Below are 15970 nucleotides of genomic sequence, written 5' to 3' on the forward strand. Positions count from 1 at the left end.
TGTTACTAATTTCAGCAATACCTTTCTATTATCTGTTTTTTTGATACATGTGTACTATGATTTAGCGATTGCGCTATGCCAATTGCGTAAGTCCTGTTTACTATGTAAGTGCAGATCAAACTACTACCTCAACCTGGACTAACATCCAGCAGACTAACTATTTATCCAATCGTATTTTCGCGGTCTAGCACTGGAATAACGCATTTGGTATAAAAGTCGCCAACATTAAACTCAACCTCGTATCTGCATCAAATTTCCTGAGGAGTAACGACGCAAACCTTGGTAAAACACACCTACACCAACTAACAGCACTGCAATTGATCCAGCCACTGCTAAAACGGCATGAATCAAAGATAGTGATCGCAATTTAGTGGACTGAAATTTTTTCTTTCACAGAGTCTAGTCATCTACATCGCTTAGAATCTTGTATTTAGTCCTCTTGAGAGGACTTTAGCTATTAGCTTTGGAATTTATTCCCAAGCGGGATAGCAACGAAGCGAGAAATTGAAAAGATGTTCGTAATCACAAGCCTTAAAAAGAGGAAATTAAGCATTAGATGTTATTTTTAATTTCGTCTAACTTGGCCCGCACTGCTTGGATATCCTGCCACATCAACCATTTCGGCGCACCTCTTTCTTTAGAAGGGTTACGCAGCAAGTAGGAAGGATGAAAAATTGGCATACATAGACGCCCTTCCCACTCTAGCCACTGTCCACGAATTTTTGTAATTCCTCGCTTATCGCCAGTGATGCCTTTGACAGCAGTTGCACCTGTTAACAGGATTATTTTGGGGTCAACCAGGCGAATTTGTTCTAGTAAGTACGGTAAACAAGCCGCCACTTCTGTTGGAGTGGGAACTCTATTATCTGGTGGGCGACATTTATTGATATTGGCAATATATACATCATGCTCAGTAGTCAGTTTCACGGATGCCAAAATTTTATCCAGCAACTGCCCCGATCTACCTACAAATGGTAAGCCGGTTTCGTCTTCATTTTGACCAGGCGCTTCTCCTATAACCATAATTGGGGCTTTAAGATTACCGCGTCCGACAACAGCATGAGTCCGAGTGTCTGCCAATGGACAACGATAGCAGCTATTGCAATGCTGTGCCAACTCCGTCATGTCAGAATAAGTTCCCGGAGCGATCGCAATTTTAGCGTCTGTGGGAATCAGTTCTCGTTGGTTAAGGGTTGAGTCGTCAAAGAGGCTGAGTTGGGTTTTGCTGCTCATGAAACTTAGAATTTTGACATCAGCACCATCTGTCTTATCTGAGTTAAATGCTGCTTTAATTGGAGATTTATCAGAATAAATAGACTTTTGCTGAATTTATTTATACAAATCTTATTGTATCAGTTAATCTGAGACAAAATTTAATCATTATAAAAGCAGTACCGTCCTAACATGGTGGGGCAAACCATGTCACATACCCCGCTTTTGGCTGATCGCACCCATGCAGGTGAGGAATTGGCGCGAGTGATTAGTGATGTTTTGACTCAGCAAACTATTGATTCTGGGGTAAAGCCTGTACCAATTGTTTATGCTTTGCCAAGAGAGGGTGTACCAGTAGCAGCAATAGCACGTCTTTTGAATTGTCCGTTGACAATTATTGTGGCAAAAAAGATTAGCTTTTTGAATTGTCCGTTGACAATTATTGTGGCAAAAAAGATTAGCTATCCAGAAAACCCAGAGTTAGCAATTGGTGCAGTCACTAGTTTTGGAAATGTTCTTTGGGCCGATCAAAAGCTATTTCGCCTTAAAAATGATGCGCGGTGGCGGGAAGTAGCTTTAAATAAAGCGATAAACCTGACTAAATCTCTTGAGGCTCTATTAATTCCTGCTTGTTTGCAGATGAATCCAGAGGATGCTACGCTCATCTTAGTTGATGATGGCATTGCTACAGGTATGACAATAGCGGTAGCGGCAACTGCTCTCAAAACGCTATCTCCAGCAGCAGTTTGGCTATGTACTCCAGTAGCGCCACAAACATTACTACCCTGGTTAGAACAGTGGGGCGATCGCACAATTGTCTTGCAAACACCGGAACCCTTTTAGAGTGTAAGTAATTTTTACGGCAAATTCCCCCAAGTAGATATATTAGAAGTTCTTAAATATCTCCAGCACCAAAAGATAATGAGAGAAACTGACCTATCTAAGTAATTTTATATTATTATTAACTATTAATTATTCCTTTCCCTCTTTTGCTTTCTAACGATTTTTCGGACTTTTTGTCATTACGAATTACGAATTACGTAGCTTGCTTCTCGCCGGAGGCGAGTATTACGAATTATTTGAAGATGTTCCTTGCTGGTATTGCATAGCTTTGGTATAATCACCTAAGGCATAGCAAGCAGTTTTCAGACGTTCAAGAGCTTCTTCTTCACTGCGCCGATCTTTGATACTTTTAGCTAAAAGCAAACGTTCTTCATAATATTTAATGGCTCTGTTATAGTCACCCAAAGCTTCACAAGTAACTCCTAAATTACCTAAAGACTGTTCCTCACTACGCTTGTCTTGAATTTCTCTAGCTAATTGCAACCGCTCTTCATAATACTTGATGGCTTTAGCATAATCACCTAAGGCATAACAAGCATTCCCTAGATTCTTTAGCACCTGAGAAGCACTGCGAACATGTTTTAAGGAGTGTGCTAGTACTACACACTGCTCATAATAAGCGATCGCTTTTGGATAATTGTCCAAAGCATACCAAGCATTACCCAAATTCTTGAGTACCTGTTCCTCGCCCCAGTTATCTTTGAGTTCCCGAACAATTTTTAGACTTTGCTGCTGATACTCAATTGCCTGCGTAAAGTTGCCCGAAGCTTTATATACCAATCCTAAATTATTCAGCGCTGCTATTTGACTACGTTTGTCTTGTAGCTGTTGCGTTATTTTTAAACACTTTTCTAAAAATTCAATAGCCTTGTTATGGTCATTTAGGTGACGGTATGCATTCCCTAAATTAGAAAGTGCTTGCATTTGCATTGCGAAATCTGAGGTGTTCTTGACCAAAGACAAACACTTTTCGGAGTAAGAGATAGCACTTTTGTAGTCTCCAGCTGTATAAGTTACCAATCCTAAAAAAGAAAGTGCCTGTGCCTGTTTTTGCAAATCCCCAACGGACTGAAACAGTCCCAAGGATTGTTGTAAGGACTTCAAAGCCGCTATTAATTCACCAGCTTGCTGCTGTCGAATTCCTTGCCGTAGTAGCTTGGATGCTTCCGATATGTCGTTACTTTCCTGTGTAGGTAGTATTTCTGCTTGTGAACCAGAGTCAAATTCATGGGTAATTGTATTACGCTTCACTGATTTCAAGTATGTTATGGGTAATTGCAGGGGAACTACTGAATTTTTTGATCTGTTATTCCATTCACCTTTAGACATCAACCCTATCGCGTTAATTCTGGTGCTTAATCTAGTGTTCCCAAAACCACAAGGTATCTTTCATCAGGTTAGCTAGCACAGTATGACCTAGTTTTATCGAAATTTTTGTATTCCAGATTTGAGAAATTATCAGCAACAAACCCAGACAGACTGCCCTACCACATCACGATTTGTTCAGATAAAGAGATTTTAGATTTGGCTAACCAATTGTGAAGCTGATGAAAAACTCCATCCCGCAAGTGGCATGGAGTTTTTGGGCATGGGGCATGGGGAAAATCGTACCACCACTACGCCTATGGTCCAAGCGACGGGGAGAACAACCTCGTCCACCCAACTCTTGGGAATTGAGTTTTCCGTCGCTTTCAATAAACCACGAAATATTATTCTTGTAGAAATTCGCTCTAAGGGTAGCGATTCTCACTTGGGTGCAACATAGTTATAACCTTACCCCATATTTGAAGACAGCAAACACTTCCCTCTCCTTACCAAGGAGAGAGGGTGAGGTTTAAAAATGTACTTTATCCAAACCAACTGTGTTCTCTGCGCCTCTACAGTTTGTCAAACAATATTTTTTGTATAAAAAAATAACACAAACGAATAAATTCGTTGTAAAAAATTGGTGGCTTGGTCAAATAAAGGCGAAATTAGCACAACACAAGAAACTAACTTGTTCCTCAGGCTTTGCTAGTAACCCAGTATACTGACAAGTACCCACAAAAAATTAATTATGGGGTAGAGGGTGAGTTTATACCCACTGCTTACCTGTAATCACGTTTATATATAAGTAAGCACCCTGTTGCTAGTAGTATCTAGAGACAGAAAAAGCCCTAAGGCAACAGCTAGGCAATAGTTACCTTAAGATATTCGGCATTACATACTAGCGGTAGCAATTAAGGTTACACAGTGGGATTAATGACAAATAAAAGCGGCTGTTCGTCTACTTCTGGAAACTCAACTTCTAGAGTATAAGTTGGGTTAAGTTGCTCACAGCCTAACTCTACACTTAAGTATCCCGGAGTCGAAGATGTTGCAATTGCTAAAGTGCCACTTTTGCGAAGTGTCAAAGTTCCTTTAACAGGTAACTCAGCTTGAACAAGCAACTTCGTAAATTTACCTACAGAATGATACTCTACTCTAATGTTCAAATTACCAACAGTAGTTAGCCATTCTCTTTCTACTACTGGACTAGCTGCTGAAAGTGGTAGAGTCAGATTTTCCAGCAGTTGTTTAGCTGCCAGCAACGACAAAGCCATTTGTTGACGCGGTTGTAAATCTGAATAATCGCTCTGAATACTGGGCATATCCAAAGCACTTACAGACCGATAGGTGCTTCTTAACACCAATCCCGCGATATCGTTTAGTGCTTGAGACTCGTTGGGAAAAAAGTTCTCCACCACTTGAACTAATTTTGCTCCCAGAGGTACTGAAGATGTCACCATTGATTGACATTTTTCCAGCAATTGCTGGAAAACTTTTTCTGGCAAGGGAAGCGGCAGGTTCAACTTCGACTGTTGTACCATCCATCCCCAGGTAGGAACGAGCGTCATTGATGGCTCATCAACACAATCGGGATATTCGATTAATTGTGTTTCCCAAGGAAATAAAGGTGGGTGATCTTGGGCTTGGATTTGTAAGCGATTCTTAAGGACAGCTTGGAAACGATCTTGCACAGTAGGAATTTCTCCCAATTGAAAGGTCTGGGGCGTTCCTCCCAATTTTGGCTCACTGCTTTTTGAAGCAGTAGCTTTATTGTGGAGGTTTTTTACCCCGTCATTTTCCTCACATTCTACAGATTGCTCGGTATTTTTGACATCATCTATCAATAACCAACCGAGATACTGAGATTGTAAGGATTCTGAGTCACTATTCATGAGTAGATGCACCTGATCCGGACACTAATGAGTTACGAATTTCCCAAGCTTGCTCAAGAATCTTAAACCATCGTTTTTGAAGTTGTGCCATTGACAGCCCTAAAGTTTTTGCGATTTTTTCATCGGCTTGTCCTTGTTGCTTCAACTCTAGTAAAGACCGTTGCTTATTGTCCAGCTGTGCTGTATATACTTGCCATTGCTGGGGAGTTAAGCCCAAATTGGTGTGCAAAGAAGCTTCCAGCCATTCGTGAACCAATTCCCAACGGTGTAATAAAGCAAACCGAATCAAATGATACTTGAAGCGCTGCTGTAAGTAATCTCTCTGACGAGGGGTTAAACCTAAAATCGACTCAATTTCTTGTGCTGATAAATCTTGGAGGCGGAGGGAAAAGTAATCAGCACAGTCAGATTGTTGCCGTTCTTCGAGATAATTCATTAATTCTGTAACTACAACGGAACGCAAGGTATCTTCTTCGGGTTCGGGTTCGGCTTGCGTTGCCATTGTGGAGCGTAATTGATGCACTGCTGGTTCTTCCCAACAACCATCAGCTTCACTATTGCTGCCTTCTGCAGCTTGTTCTATATCTACGCTGGTTTCTGGGGGCTGCTGTTGAGAAAAAGTTTGTGCCCGCAAGATAATTAGCTGCTGCTGACGGCCTGGTAAGGGAATGCGTCGCTTGCCGTAGCGTTCGGTAAATGCCATGTACTCGGACAATTCTAGAAGCGTCTGAGGGCGATAAGTAGCAGCAAGTTGATTTTCTCGCCGGAAAGCGTTTAATGCCTCCAGATAAAAACTTTGTAAAAAATCTTCAATTATAGTCAGTCGCCCTTGATAACTCAATTGCTTCTGAGGCGGATTAATGTATCGATAAATAATTGCACTCAAAGTACTGTGTAATTCTACCCTGCCCCGATTTGAACCCAACTGATAGTACCTGAGACACTGTTGTAGCCGATGCCGAGCTAGGGTCATCGCCGAGCTTTCTACAGACCCAGAAGCCTGGATACGCTTGCTTTCATGACAAATCCGATATACTTCGGTGGTAATACGTCTTGCTACATCGTGGCAATTCTGTTCCGAAGCTTTGGTTGATTGTTGAAACTCCCTGGACAGGAGTTGAAAGATCACCTCCACGCCTTTAGAATTTTCTCCCAGAATATTTGCAGATGGAATAGTTGCGGTTACGGCTGAATTCATAGTCTCAGTTTTCAAAAGACCCTAAGTATTTAAATACAACCTGTACGACTGTGGGTGTTGGCTTTTTTGATTTTACGTATAAGCTAAACGCAGACCAATCCTACATTAAGAATGTGGATGATTTTATTATTCCCAACTTCGATGGGATTGTTCACACTTTGATAGATGTTATTACCATTACCCAGGAGCCGTATACAAGTCATTATGGATTTAGAAGCACAAATTCAATTGCTGATCGACAATGCACCCCACGATGGTATGACACCAAATCTAATTGCAGCAATTGCTCCTGCCCTTAGAGCGATCGCTCAAAAATTACGTCACTCCCAGTACTATATTCTCCAAAATTCGGAGTCAAGCTGGGTTTTAACTACATTGAGCAATCTTACTAATCCAGGATTGGAAAAGCGGGTTATTTACGCTTTTCCTACCATACAGGATGTCTCTCTAATTTCCCCTGCTGGGCTTGACCCTCAAATGCTAGCTAAAATTATCCCTGTCACCCATATTTTGTTCCAATTGGTAGCATTAGAACCCGTAGATAGCATCGTTTTTTTGGAGACGCCGGGTAAGACCACTCATACCGTTGAAGTTCAACGAACTGAACTAGAAAAACTCATGCAGAAACAGTTACGACAACAGCGATCGCCTAAACAGATACCCCCTGATATTGCATAGAAAAAACTTGGATGTGGGATTTTTTAGATACAATCCCACATCCAAAATTTTAAATCTCAAATTTGTTTGAAAAAGTTTTTGATGAAAATAAATTAATGCCAGTTACTAACCTTCTAGTTGTTTAAAGAAGCAAGTGATCGGTTTAATTTTCCACCTAATCTATAATTAGATAACAAACAGTTATCAGTGAACATTTTTCAAATTTTAGCTAATAGTTAAGCAAAATTTTCCCACCTAAGAACAGGTGGAAGGTTTTGCTTGGGGTCTAAAGTCCCATTTTGTAGCTGTTAACTGGTAATTGATTTAATAAAGGCGGCTCAGTGTATACTCAGCTATCTTAATCAACGCCTGGTGGGATTCTGAAGGTGAGAGAACTGCAAGATGTTCAATTGCTAACTTCGCATGGTGAGCAGCTAACTCTCGCGCCTGTTCTATGCCTTGACTATCTTGAATTAGTGCTAGTGCTTGCTCTAAATCCCCCTCTTGGGCAAACTCTCTCTCAATCAGCACTTCCAAGGATGGTTTTTGGGCTAAAGCAAATAAAACGGGTGCAGTCAGATTACCACTTTTAAGATCCGACCCTACTGGTTTACCCAAAGTATCTGTTGTACTGGTGAAATCTAGAATGTCGTCAACAATTTGAAATGCTATACCAAAATGACGACCGTAGCTATATAGATGCTCCACAGTTTCTCGCGAAACTTCACTGAGTAACCCAGCAGCTTTAGAACTGTTGGCAATTAACGAAGCTGTTTTATAATAACTCTTTTGAAGGTAAGTTTCAATAGAGATACTAGCATCAAAACGATTAAGTCCCTGCTGAATCTCCCCAGTAGCCAAATCCATAATGACTTCTGAGAGCAGTTTCACTACCTCCAAATTGTCCAAATTTGCTAAATACCAGGACGATTGGGCAAAAAGAAAATCTCCTGCTAATATGGCAATGCGATTACCGAACAAACTATGAACGGTAGGAACGCCTCGCCTCACGTCTGATTCATCTACCACATCGTCATGTACCAAGCTAGCTGTGTGAATCATTTCTGTAATCTCAGCTAGGCGGCGATGACGCGGCGTGATATCTTGTTCTAACATTGTTGCCCGCGATATTAGCAGGACAATTGCTGGCCTGATACGCTTTCCCCCAGCACCGAATAAATGTTCGGCTGCTGCAAACAGAATGGGGTGGCGATGTCCAACTAGCTGTTTTAGGTTATCTGCTAGTAGTCGCAGGTCTGCTTCCACAGGGGTAAACAGGGAGGTGGCTGGGGTCATGGATGGGCGGACTCTGACTTAGGTTACGAAAGTTTACATATCCTACACTCATTTTAAGATAACCCTGTGCCAGCGCAAAGTTTTCATAAGGTAATCCCATTTTCATGAGTCTATAGGTGATACTTAAGGTTAATAGTGTATTTGTCAATAAGCAATTATGCTTAATTATTGCAAGCTGATGTTTTAAGTTACTTTAAAACCTGAATTATAAATAAATGGAAACAAATATCAGCTAAACTTATACAATTAGTTTCCCGGTACACCTTTTTGCCAGAGTTTCTGCATAAATTAAGCAATATTGCCTATTGACAAAATAAAGATAATTTTTCCGGAGGCGAACGAGTCGGACTAAATTTCTTCAGGACTGACGTGTGGCTGTTGAAAAAATTTGAAATTTAGCAGTCGAATCGGCTCAAAATTTCAGGTCATTGTGTTACGCTAAAATATAGGAATTTTAAATTTTTCAGATATTAACACCCGAAAAGTAACTCACCTAGTAGTTGATTTTACTGGCTCGGTGATGTAGGTCTAAAATAAATAGTCGTAGCTTAAAAGTAAGGAAATAATTCCTTTTGTTTTTGCTACGATCCGCGAAACTCCTGGTTTGGAGCTATGCGATATCCCTATGGGAAGCCGCTACACGTCTTCAGCGCACGTTGAGCGCAAGCATTGCTCCTTTCACAGCAATGTGATCAAAAATAAAGCAGATCAAGTAGACCGCAAAGAATCATAGTTTTAGATTGCCTTTTAGCAATCTAGATGCTGTGGGATCTATGGTCTGCCAGAGATCGCATTAGACAATAAATTATTAGTCTATAGAGAATTTTATCTCTATAGGTAGTTTTACCATTATGAAGCTACAGCCATCAAGAATGCACTTGCTTGGCTGGGGTTCTAAGCTGTTAAGCATTTAAGCAAGCACATTGAGGCCGCAGGGAGGCAGGGGGCAAGGAGCAGGGAGCAGGGAGCAGAAAGTAAGGGAAAGGGTTTGCAGCTTTTTTTGACAATGAAAATAGTGCAACTTGTAGGCGCGACAGCTTACTAATTTTATGGAATTTTATATTCATTTAGAAAGGTGCTGGTAGAACAATGATTTACGGAAGTATGCCTATGATGATTTTTATTTTAGCGTCTGGATATTTGTTCACAGTTTACCTGTTATTAGCACTGGCAAAGCGAACGGGTACAAAGACTGTTCCTACAAGGTTCCCTTCATCTACCGAAGGAAAACACAAGCAAGAGATATCAGTTAATAGTCAATAGTTAGTCAATAGTTAATAATCATTTATTATTCGTCCTTAGTCTTTGGTCATTTGTTTTGATTAAAGGACTAAGGACTAATTATTTTTATTAGAGTTGGGAAATAGCGGTATTAGTGAAGCAAACCTCTTCAACCATTGGGGTATAGCCTAGCCACTGCACTCCTGACTGGGAAAACTGTTGAGGAGAACCGCTAACGGCGAAGCGAGTTGGCAGTGGGAGGTGGGTATTTTTTAAGCCTAGCAAGTCTAACTCTTGGGCACAAGCTGCTACGACATGAACAGCTGGGTCAATCAGTTGGACATGAGAGGGGAGGAGCGATCGCAATACTGGTGTAAGGTGGGGATAATGGGTACAGCCATGAACTAAAATGTCAATTTCCTGCTTTAGTAAAGGCTCTAAATAGGCTCGTGCTACTTCAGCAGTGTAGGGGTCGTGAATCCGATTTTGCTCAACGAGTGGCACAAACTCTGGACATCCAACTTGCCAGACTTGGACATCTGGAGCAATTTCGAGGATGGCGTGCTTATAAGCATTACTTTTAGCCGTAGCGGGAGTGGCAATTACACCAATTCGCTTTCCTTGCTGCACGGCAGCTTTTGCACCTGGTAGTATTACTCCCAAAATGGGGATGTTGAATTCCTGACGCACGGTTTCTAAGGCTAGGGCAGAACTCGTGTTACAAGCCATAATTACCATTTTTACCTGCTGCTGTTGTAGCCAGGTAAGAATTTCACGGGTGAATTGTAAAATTTCTGCTTGGGAACGAATTCCGTAAGGAAGTCTAGCTGTATCCCCAAAGTAAATAATTGATTCATTGGGGAGTTGCCGATATAGTTGTCGTAGTACTGTCAGTCCGCCCACACCACTGTCAAAGATGCCAATTGGGGCACGTTGGGGTTCTTGCTCAGAAAAATTGTCAAGATTCGCTTCAAAGATCGAAGATGAATACACAGGCAAATGTTAATTTAGGTTTTGGGATTTAAGATACAGAATTTAGCAGACAATCTACAATTTGACCACTAAATTCTGGATCCTAAAAAGTCTAAATACCACCTTTTGATAGTAATTTGTACTATGTTAAGTAGGTCGGTGCAATAAAACCAAACTATGTGAAGAAAAGTAAATAAAGCTTAAACTCTTTTTCTTCCTGCTCCCTGCCCCCATTCGGCTACGCCACTTCGACTACGCCCAACTCTACCAGAGGCTGCGCCCTAAGCGTAGCTATGCCGCAGGCTTTACGACTACGCCCAACTCTACCAGAGGCTGCGCCTTAAGCGTAGCTATGCCGCAGGCTTTACGACTACCAAGAGGACAAGCTCAGGACAAGCTCGGGCTAAACTCAGGACAAGCGAGCGTACAAGTCACGGCAAGCCTGACCCCTGCCTTATACCAAGAATAATTATTTACGCCGATCTACTTAACGCTGTAAGTATTTTAGGATGCCACGAGCGATCGCTTCTGCCATCTGATTTTGATACTCTGGTGTTCCCAATCTGGGATTGTCTTCTCGACCAGTCATATAGCCTGTTTCTACTAAAATCGAGGGCATAGAGCTTTTTCTGAGGACGTAAAATCTAGCTTTGCGAGTTCCCCGGTCTTTGATTGTACTGATGTTCTGGAGGATGGTTTTGCGAACTACTTCAGCCAGAGCATAACCGCTATCATAATAATATACTTCTAACCCATTAACATCAGGGCGATTATCAACCGAATTAGCGTGAATGCTGACAAAGGCAGTCGCATTAACTCGCTTGGCAATTTCTACTCGTCCCTGAAGTTCTACAAAAAAGTCAGCATCCCGCGTGAGTACTGCCTGTACACCATTTTGCTCTAAAATTGCTGCTACCCTTTTACCAATAGGCAGGATTACGTCCTTTTCTAAAAGTCCACCTAGACCAGGGGCACCTGAGTCTTTTCCACCATGTCCTGGGTCAATCACAACTAGTAATTTCCCTCTGGGAACTGAGGAGGGGTGCGGCTGTGGCTGAGAGATAGGAGGGGGATTATCTGTGGGGTTTGGGAATTGACTTAGGTTTGGCGATGGTAAAGGAGGTAAATCAGTAGGAGGTGTGACGTTACCAAAGCGTTGTAATTCTAAAGCTAAAAGCTGGTCGCCAACCTGATTGAGTTCCCCAATTTGTACTCCGGCTGCTGGTTGAACCAAGACGACAACAGTATTGGATTCTTGTGGTTGCAGACGAACCCGTAGGATAGGGCTGTTAGCATTAAAATTCGGGCCTGTAACTCTGGGAGCTAACCGAGCATTGTTGATGGTAATGCGGAATAGACCAGAAGTTCTATCCCAGCCTCCTGTTGCAGATAAAGCTTGGTCGCCTCTAATCAGTAGTTGTGTGCCATTATTAGCCAATTGTACAGATTCAATGGTAGCAAGTGAGGTGTTAGTTGATGGTATTGGGCGTGGACTATTATCTCCAGGTAACTGGGCAACGCCACGACTGGGCAGAACCACAAAACCACCAATACTGCTAGTTGTTGCTCGCCAATTTTGACTATTTTCGTCCACCTGTAAAGTTATGCGAACAACAGATGGGCTTGTTTGTAGTTGGCTGAACTGAATGCGGCTGACACCATAGCGATTAATCGGCAAATCGCGCTGCCCTAGATTTGGTGATAAAGTAGCGCCAGTAATATCGATGTTAACTGCCCTTTGATTGTTGCTACGATTTAGCTGAATCTGAGGATTACCACCATTGGTGCGAATGAAAAAACCATCGCCTGTGACTTGTAAGTTCTCAATTTGAGTAACTCTGGCGGCAAGCATTCCGTTTTTAGGGGGATTGAGAGGGTTTGCTGTCACCATGTTGTAAATATTTCTTTGGGAGAACACTGGTGGAAATGTTCTCGGTGAAGTCTCTGTTGCTATAGCTTGTTCTTGTTGCCCCTCAGTATTTGAGGGGACATTCTCAGCTACTGGCGTGGGTAATTGTACCATCCAGCGATCACCAGTTCTGCCAACAAATTGTACTCCTTTGGGGTCAAGTGTATAACCAGGAGTCAGTTCAACGACTATGCGCGTTGTTTCTTCGTCAAACTGCCCAACACGGATAGCGCGAATTGCACCGCCCACTGGTTGGGTTAGTTGCGGACGCCCAAATGTGGTTCCTGGCAAATCAATTACCAAACGAGTAGGGTTAAAAATTAATTGTGCTTTGGGTTGAACATCCCCCGAAGTATTAATTTCCAGACGATTTTGGTTGGTATCAAAACGCCAAGATTGGAGTCTCGCGGCCATTGCCGGCGACGACAGCATGAAGATAGTTCCAATAGTACTGGATAGTAACCAGTGTAATTTCACAGTCTTTTCTCCTAATTCACATTCATGGGAGCCGTCAACATCTCTACATATTGGTAATTCCTCACACCGTCACCGCGCACACTTGAGTTTTGCGCTGTTATTAAGACACAGCTAATGGCGTAAAATATAGCACGCTCCTTTGATTTTGCCATGCCATGAGCCTATATCTATTTGACTGTCAATTTTAGATTTTAGATTCCTAATTTTAGATTTTTAGATTTTTGGTTCATGGTGGACTAACGCTTTGATACATTAACACCTCTTGTGGGGTGAAATAATTCCATTATCGAAAATTTAAAATTCTCAACCCCCATTCCTTTATCGGTGGGGTTAATCCAAAATCGTTCGATTGAGCGAAGTCGAAGTCCAAAATCGTTCGATTGAGCGAAGTCGTACCACTTTGTGGAAGCAAGCTACGCGTAGCGTTCCGCAGGAAAGTCCAAAATCTAAAATTGCTTGGCTTGCAAATCATCAGATGACAATAACAAAGAAGCTAGTCCGAACCCGCCGCAAAAATACTTAAATTGTTTACTACTAAATTCGATAAAAATGGTAAAAACTAGATGTATTTACTCAATAATTTTGACTAAATCACTTATCTTCTCTTGAGATACTGAAGAACGCCACGAGCGATCGCTTCTGCCATTCGATTTTGGTAAGCTGAGGTTCTCAGCCTAGCCATATCCTCTCGACCAGTCATATAACCTGTTTCCACAAGAATGGAGGGCATAGAACTTTTTCTGAGTACATAAAATCTGGCTCGCCGCACTCCCCTGTCTTTGATAGTACTAATACTTTGAAGAATACTACTGCGGACAATGCGAGCTAGATCCAGACCGCTATCGTAATAATAGACTTCTAAGCCATTAACATCGGGACGACTTGCACCTGCTGAATTAGCGTGGATGCTAACAAACACATCAGCATTAGCTCGTTCTGCTAATTGCACCCGTCCCGGAAGGGTAACAAAATAGTCAGAATCCCTAGTCATAATTACTTGTACACCATGTTGCTGCAAAATCTCAGCCAGTCTCTTACCAATAGGCAAGATAACATCCTTTTCGCGTGCCCCCCCAATGCCAAGCGCTCCAGAATCTTTGCCACCATGTCCTGGGTCAATAATTACTACCACTCGCCCATTGGTAACTCGGCGTTGTGGTTGTATTAGAGGTTGGAGATTATGATTGTTTGGGTCTGGGAATGGTCCCCGGTTTGGCGGTGGTAGTCCAGGTAAAGCAAAGGGGGGTCTTCCCGGGAGGGCAACAATTCGCCGAGAACCTTGTATTGATACCAAAAGCTGGTTGCCGATTTGTTGGGGTTGCCCAAGTTGTACTCCGGGGGCTGGTTGAACTAAAACAACAACTGTGTTGGATTGTTGGGGTTGCAGGCGAACCCGCAGAATGGGGCTATTGGGAGCAAAAGTCGGGCCTGTAACTCTCTTAGCTAACTTGGCATTAGCAATTGTGATGCGGAACACACCTAAGGATCTATCCCAGGTTCCTGTGGCAGATAAAGTTTGGTCACCTCTAATTAGCAGTTGTCTGTTATTATCAGCCAGTTGTACAGCCTCAATTGTTGCTGGCGAGTTATCCGCAGATGGTCTAGTGGGAAAGGAAGGTGGTTGTGACTGATTGTCAGAATTATTATTTCCAGGCAATCTGACAATGGGACTAGGTAAAACTACTAATCCCCCACTGTTACTATTAGTTACTTGCCAGTTGGGGCTATTTTTATCTACCCGCAAAGTCAGGCGAACGCCAGGAGGTTGGCTTTGTAGTTGGGTGAATTCGACGCGGCTAACACCATGTCTGTTAACAGGGATATTATTCTGTTGCGCCAGACGTGGTGATAAAGATGCGTTAGAGATATCCATGAAGATGGTAGCGCGATCGCGGCTGCGAATTACCCGAATCGGTGGATTACCACCATTAGTGCGAATAAACAACCCATCGCCTGTTACTTGTAAGTTCTCAATTTGAGTCGCCCCTCTTGGAGTAGTGGCAACCCTGGAAATACGAGGTTGCGGCTCAGAGTCTGGGGTAACAACAGTGTAAGCACTTCTGGGAGAAGAGGCTACTCTATCAACTTCTGGTCTAGGTAATTGCACTCTCCAGCGATCGCCAGTTGTACCAACAAATTGCACTCGTTTGGGGTCTAAAGTATAACCAGGAGTCAGTTCGATAACTATACGGGTTGTTTCTGCATCAAACTGCCCAACCCGGATCGAGCGAATTCCACTGCCCACCTGTTGGGTTAACTGCGGACGCCCAAATGTAGTTCCTGGCAAATCAATTACCAGCCGAGTTGGGTTGAAAATTAGTTGTGCCTGGGGTTGAACTGCTCCTACAGTATTAATTTCCAGCCTGTTTTGGTTGGCATCAAAGCGCCAAGATTCAAGTCTCGCAGCCATTACCGGCGACGATAGCATGAATATAGTTCCAATAGTGCTGGGTAGTAACCAGTGTAATTTCACAGTCCTTTCTCCTAATTCACGTTCATGGGAGCCGTCAGCCCCTTCCCTACAGGACGCTGCGCGTAGCTTGCTTCCCCGCAGGGGTACGGGGAAGTCAAAAGTCAAAAGTCAAAAATTTACCAAGCCCATAAATAAATTTACTTACTCTGTACCTTTTTATTTCTGGTCAACATCTCAACATATTGGCAAATCATTACACTGTCACTACCTAAACTTGACATCTGATGCCTTTTCTGATTTTTTAAGCTGGTTTAAAGACGCGCTTAAATCAGTTACCAGGTTTCATATTGTGTATAAATCCTCATATGAAATTTTTCACCTTTAGAGGTAGAAATTCTGACTTTCAAGGAAGCTAGAAAACTAATAACTGATAACTGTTCACTGATAACTGTTTTTTGTTTTTCGCCATCAATGTACTAAATAGATAATTCCCATTCCTTTGAGAGGATCTAGCAAAATTTATGGGTTTTACTCCCCAATTACCTGGAAAGTTTTCAAATAAAGGCTCACAA

General features: G+C 42.3%; 13 protein-coding genes. 3 read left to right on the plus strand and 10 right to left on the minus strand.

The features are described 5' to 3' along the window. Nucleotides 1–231: 231 nt before the first annotated feature. On the minus strand, nucleotides 232–366 hold the full coding sequence (locus tag V7L20_RS14625) for a hypothetical protein (RefSeq protein ID WP_334744776.1): 135 nt from the start codon (nucleotides 364–366) through the stop codon (nucleotides 232–234). Nucleotides 367–552: 186 nt separating this feature from the next. After that, on the minus strand, nucleotides 553–1233 hold the full coding sequence (locus tag V7L20_RS14630; RefSeq protein ID WP_334744777.1) for a uracil-DNA glycosylase: 681 nt from the start codon (nucleotides 1231–1233) through the stop codon (nucleotides 553–555). 186 nt (nucleotides 1234–1419) lie between these two features. Here V7L20_RS14630 and V7L20_RS14635 point away from each other — a divergent pair, with 186 nt between their 5' ends. Further along, nucleotides 1420–2055, plus strand: a complete 636-nt coding sequence (locus V7L20_RS14635) for a phosphoribosyltransferase (RefSeq protein WP_334744778.1) — start codon at nucleotides 1420–1422, stop codon at nucleotides 2053–2055. A gap of 225 nt (nucleotides 2056–2280) precedes the next feature. On the opposite strand, the gene V7L20_RS14640 is transcribed toward V7L20_RS14635, so the two are convergent. The 4 genes from V7L20_RS14640 to hetZ form a co-directional block, all read right to left on the minus strand. Further along, a complete protein-coding gene (locus V7L20_RS14640; protein WP_334744779.1) occupies nucleotides 2281–3384 on the minus strand; it encodes a tetratricopeptide repeat protein in 1104 nt (367 codons plus the stop codon). 199 nt (nucleotides 3385–3583) lie between these two features. Then, nucleotides 3584–3805: a hypothetical protein gene (locus V7L20_RS14645; RefSeq protein ID WP_334744780.1), complete on the minus strand. Its 222-nt coding sequence runs from the start codon at nucleotides 3803–3805 to the stop codon at nucleotides 3584–3586. A 475-nt stretch (nucleotides 3806–4280) separates the two neighbouring features. After that, nucleotides 4281–5255 (minus strand): PatU, encoded by a 975-nt coding sequence (locus V7L20_RS14650; RefSeq protein WP_334744781.1) that lies wholly within the window; start codon nucleotides 5253–5255, stop codon nucleotides 4281–4283. Beyond that, on the minus strand, nucleotides 5248–6453 hold the full coding sequence (gene hetZ / locus V7L20_RS14655; RefSeq protein ID WP_334744782.1) for a heterocyst differentiation protein HetZ: 1206 nt from the start codon (nucleotides 6451–6453) through the stop codon (nucleotides 5248–5250). Before hetZ ends, V7L20_RS14650 begins: the two co-directional genes overlap by 8 nt. A 204-nt stretch (nucleotides 6454–6657) precedes the next feature. Between hetZ and V7L20_RS14660 the strand changes: the two genes are divergently transcribed. Continuing rightward, nucleotides 6658–7131 (plus strand): hypothetical protein, encoded by a 474-nt coding sequence (locus tag V7L20_RS14660; protein WP_334744783.1) that lies wholly within the window; start codon nucleotides 6658–6660, stop codon nucleotides 7129–7131. 303 nt (nucleotides 7132–7434) lie between these two features. On the opposite strand, the gene sds is transcribed toward V7L20_RS14660, so the two are convergent. After that, a complete protein-coding gene (gene sds, locus V7L20_RS14665; protein ID WP_334744784.1) occupies nucleotides 7435–8406 on the minus strand; it encodes a solanesyl diphosphate synthase in 972 nt (323 codons plus the stop codon). 1110 nt (nucleotides 8407–9516) lie between these two features. Here sds and V7L20_RS14670 point away from each other — a divergent pair. Next, the gene (locus tag V7L20_RS14670) at nucleotides 9517–9669 is read left to right on the plus strand and encodes a hypothetical protein (RefSeq protein ID WP_334744801.1); all 153 of its coding nucleotides are present in this window, start codon (nucleotides 9517–9519) and stop codon (nucleotides 9667–9669) included. Between the two features lie 87 nt (nucleotides 9670–9756). Here V7L20_RS14670 and murI read toward each other — a convergent pair whose 3' ends face one another. The 3 genes from murI to V7L20_RS14685 form a co-directional block, all read right to left on the minus strand. Then, nucleotides 9757–10620, minus strand: coding sequence for a glutamate racemase (murI, locus tag V7L20_RS14675; RefSeq protein WP_334744785.1), 864 nt, complete (start codon nucleotides 10618–10620; stop codon nucleotides 9757–9759). A 466-nt stretch (nucleotides 10621–11086) separates the two neighbouring features. Then, the gene (locus V7L20_RS14680; RefSeq protein ID WP_334744786.1) at nucleotides 11087–12985 is read right to left on the minus strand and encodes an N-acetylmuramoyl-L-alanine amidase; all 1899 of its coding nucleotides are present in this window, start codon (nucleotides 12983–12985) and stop codon (nucleotides 11087–11089) included. Nucleotides 12986–13580: 595 nt separating this feature from the next. After that, nucleotides 13581–15458: an N-acetylmuramoyl-L-alanine amidase gene (locus V7L20_RS14685; protein ID WP_334744787.1), complete on the minus strand. Its 1878-nt coding sequence runs from the start codon at nucleotides 15456–15458 to the stop codon at nucleotides 13581–13583. Nucleotides 15459–15970: the final 512 nt, after the last annotated feature.

Source organism: Nostoc sp. (assembly GCF_036916735.1).
In the GTDB taxonomy this organism is placed as follows: Bacteria; Cyanobacteriota; Cyanobacteriia; order Cyanobacteriales; family Nostocaceae; genus Nostoc.

Excerpts from the sequence above, each read along its gene's own strand:
- V7L20_RS14630 (WP_334744777.1), bottom strand. The coding sequence starts at position 1,233 with ATGAGCAGCAAAACCCAACTCAGCCTCTTTGACGACTCAACCCTTAAC.
- V7L20_RS14635 (WP_334744778.1), top strand. The coding sequence starts at position 1,420 with ATGTCACATACCCCGCTTTTGGCTGATCGCACCCATGCAGGTGAGGAA.
- V7L20_RS14640 (WP_334744779.1), bottom strand. The coding sequence starts at position 3,384 with ATGTCTAAAGGTGAATGGAATAACAGATCAAAAAATTCAGTAGTTCCC.
- V7L20_RS14650 (WP_334744781.1), bottom strand. The coding sequence starts at position 5,255 with ATGAATAGTGACTCAGAATCCTTACAATCTCAGTATCTCGGTTGGTTA.
- hetZ (WP_334744782.1), bottom strand. The coding sequence starts at position 6,453 with ATGAATTCAGCCGTAACCGCAACTATTCCATCTGCAAATATTCTGGGA.
- V7L20_RS14660 (WP_334744783.1), top strand. The coding sequence starts at position 6,658 with ATGGATTTAGAAGCACAAATTCAATTGCTGATCGACAATGCACCCCAC.
- sds (WP_334744784.1), bottom strand. The coding sequence starts at position 8,406 with ATGACCCCAGCCACCTCCCTGTTTACCCCTGTGGAAGCAGACCTGCGA.
- V7L20_RS14670 (WP_334744801.1), top strand. The coding sequence starts at position 9,517 with ATGATGATTTTTATTTTAGCGTCTGGATATTTGTTCACAGTTTACCTG.